Below are 3,364 nucleotides of genomic sequence, written 5' to 3' on the forward strand. Positions count from 1 at the left end.
AACACGCCGTATCCACCGACACCGCAGGACCCTGCAACCCCAAGCAATACGCCACACGACCCGAAACCACACTTCCAGTGGTGCCGGTCCCTCTCGGCCCTTCGACATCACCACCGAGCAGGGTGCCGTAGTCGTGGTACATCACCCCCGCGTAAACGCCGGCGTCGGAACCCCGCAGCGAGAGCGGATCGATACCGGCGTCCTCCAGGGCCTCCCAGCACGTCTCCAGCAGCAACCGCTGCTGCGGATCCATCGCCAAAGCCTCACGCGGACTGATCCCGAAGAATCCCGCATCAAAATCACCAGCGCCATACACGAACCCACCCACGGCCTCGTAAGGCGCGTCCTCGCGGCCAGGGGCACAGTCGAAGTCCTCAAGAGCATCCAGGTCCCAGCCGCGGTCGGCCGGGAAGCGCGAGATCGCGTCCGTCCCGCCGTCCACCAACCGCCAGAAGCCCTGCGGGTCCTCGACCCCGCCCGGGAATCGGCAGCCCATCCCCACAATCGCAATCGGTTCGCGGGTGCTCGCCTCAATCCTGCGCAGTCGGCTCTGGAGTCGCTGACCCTCGTTGATGGCTCGCTTCAGGTGGTCGCGAAGCTTCTCTTGCTCGGACATGAGTCAGCTACTCCTTACTCTTCGGCAGATCGGTCAGGCGCGTTTCAAATCCCTGTTCGACGAGACTGAACAGGTCTTCGTTGGTAGCCGAATCAAGGTCGTCTGCGTCGCCTTCCTCTTCCGTCGTGGCGCCCTGCGACCGCCATTCCGCCATGAGTGCGTTGAGTTGTGCTGTGATCCGCCCACGACCGACCTCATCACTGGGCACGGCAGACAACGCCGCACGTAGACCGTCGAGATCTGCCAGGGCGAGCTCCAGGGCCCCGGCTTGCTGGGGTACCAGCTCGTCGTACAGGTACCGGGTCAGTTCGAGGGGCACCGGGTGGTCGAAGATGAGTGTGGCCGGCAGTCGGAGTCCGGTGGCGGCGGCGAGCCGGTTGCGCAGTTCCAGAGCCGTCAGGGAGTCGAAGCCCAACTCCCGGAACGCCTGCTGCGGCTGGACGTCCTCGGGCCTGGAATGTCCGAGCGCTGCTGCCGCGTGGGTGCGTACGATCTGCAGGACGGCTTCCTCTCCGTCGGCCGCACTCAGCGCGGACAGGCGGGCGGCCAGGCCCTCGGCCGTTGCCGCTGCGGTCGGCCGTTTTCCTGTGCCTACGGCCAGTTCACTGAGCAGCGCGGGCAGTTGGCCGGTGCGCGAGAACCCGGCCAACTCCAAGCGCGCCGGGACAAGGAGCGGTGTGGTCAGTCGGACCGCGCCGTCGAACAGAGCCAGACCTTGTGCGGTGGTTATCGGCTGGATGCCGCCGCGGGCCAGCCGGGACATGTCCGCGTCATCGAGGTGTGCGGTGATCGTCGAGCGTTCCGCCCACACGCCCCACGCGAGCGACTGACCCGCCAGTCCCTGATCGCGGCGATGAGCGGCGAGAGCGTCAAGGAAGGCGTTGGCCGCCGCGTAACTGCCCTGCCCGGGGCTGCCTAGGATGGCGGCGGCCGAGGAGTAGAGAACAAATCCGGCGAGGCCCATCCCCTCGGTCAGCTCGTGGAGGTTCCACGCTGCATGTGCCTTAGCGACCAGCACGGTGGCGATGCGCTGCGGGGTGAGTGACTCGACGGTGGCATCGTCCAGCACGCCAGCTGCGTGCACCACCGCGGTTAACGGATGCTCGGCCGCTATCCCGCCAATGACTGCGGCCAGTGCCTCGCGATCGGCAGCATCCGCGGCCACTATCCGGACCGTCGCGCCCAGTTCACCCAACCCTGAGGCCAACTCGTCTGCATCGGGCGCGTTGGGGCCCCGGCGGGACACCAGCAGCAGATGCCGCATGCCGTGGGTGGTGACCAGGTGCCGGGCGAGCTGGCGTCCCAGCGTTCCGGTGCCGCCGGTGATCAGTACTGTGCCCTGCGGATCCCACTCGGCAGGCAGGCTCTGGGGATCGCCCGACCTTGCCCGTACCAAGCGTCGTCCGAACGCCGCCGGTCCTCCGGTAACGATGTCCGGGCGGAGCCGTGTCTCGGACTCGCCGTTGCTCAGGGCTGCCGCAAGTACGGTTTCCACGTCGGCGTCCCGGTCGGTGTCCAGTCCGGTGGCCGGGTCGATGTCGACCAGCAGGAACCGGCCCGGATGCTCGGACTGCGCGGAACGCATCAAGCCGGTCACGGCTGCGGCCGACAGATCCTGACCACTGGCCGCACCGTGAGTGAAGATGGCCAACTGCGCGTCATCTGCGGCGGGATCAGCCAGCCAATCCTGCAACCACTCCAACACCAGGCCCGTAGCCTGCGCAGCTGCGGCAGACGCGTTCTGTCCGGCCGCGGCAGACGGCACCACAGCCACTACCACCGGCGGATACTCCGCCCCGGGTACCTGCCCGTGCCTGATCCACTTCGGCAGGTCGGGTGCGTGGGCGGCGGGGAGGGGGACCCAGTCCACGGTGAACAGCGAACGACGCACCTCATGTTCGCCGGAACCCGTAACCTGACCCGGCGAGATCTCCCTCAGCACCAGCGAACGGACCTCCAGCACCGGCTGGCCCGCGCCGTCGAACGCGCTCAGGGCGATCGACCCGTCCGGCCCCGGAGCCAGAACAGCTCGCAAGTGACGGGCTTCGCCGGCGAACAGCCGAACACCCGACCATGCGAACGGCAGACCCGTCCTCGCAGCGGACTCAGCATGACCACCGGCCATGAGTCCGTGCAGGGCTGCGTCCAGCAGGGCGGGGTGCAGCCCGAACCCGTCAGCCCCGACCCCGGACTCGCCTGCGGCTTCAGTCTCGGCTGTCTCGGGGAGTTCGGTCTCGGTGTAGATCGTCTCGCCTCGGCGCCAGGCACGTCGCAGTCCCCGGAACGTCGGCCCGTATCCGTAGCCGCGCTCGGCCAGGTGGTCGTAGACGTCCTCGATCGGGACCGGTTCGGCACCCGCCGGGGGCCACTGCACCAACGGCGCAGGTGCTGCGCTGACGGCAGCCGAGAGCGTGCCGACCGCGTGCCGGATCCACTCCCCCTCCGCGTCCCGCGAGGAAACCGTCACCGAACGACGACCGTCACCCTCCTCGCCACTGACGTGCACCTGGATCTGCACACCGCCTTGGTCAGGCAGTACCAGCGGTCCCTGCAGGGCGAGTTCCTCGAGGGTCCCGCACCCGACCAGGTCCCCGGCGTGGATCGCCAGGTCGACGAACGCGGTGCCCGCCAGCAGGACAGTGCCGTGCACGGCATGATCGGCGAGCCACGGCGCTGCCGCCACCGACAACCGGCCCGTCAACACCACACCGTCACCGTCGGACAACCACACCGCAGCCCCCAGCAACG

The 3,364-nt window shown here is 68.3% G+C and carries 2 protein-coding genes; both read right to left on the reverse strand.

Translation table 11 applies throughout. The annotated features are described in order from the left end of the window. A partial coding sequence (locus ACFVYN_RS41165) for a beta-ketoacyl synthase N-terminal-like domain-containing protein (RefSeq protein WP_390008005.1) occupies positions 1 to 616 on the reverse strand: 616 nt, incomplete at its 3' end. A 7-nt stretch (positions 617 to 623) separates the two neighbouring features. Beyond that, a partial coding sequence (locus ACFVYN_RS41170) for an SDR family NAD(P)-dependent oxidoreductase (protein ID WP_390008008.1) occupies positions 624 to 3,364 on the reverse strand: 2,741 nt, incomplete at its 5' end.

This window comes from Streptomyces sp. NPDC058307 (assembly GCF_042880295.1).
Lineage (GTDB): Bacteria > Actinomycetota > Actinomycetes > Streptomycetales > Streptomycetaceae > Streptomyces.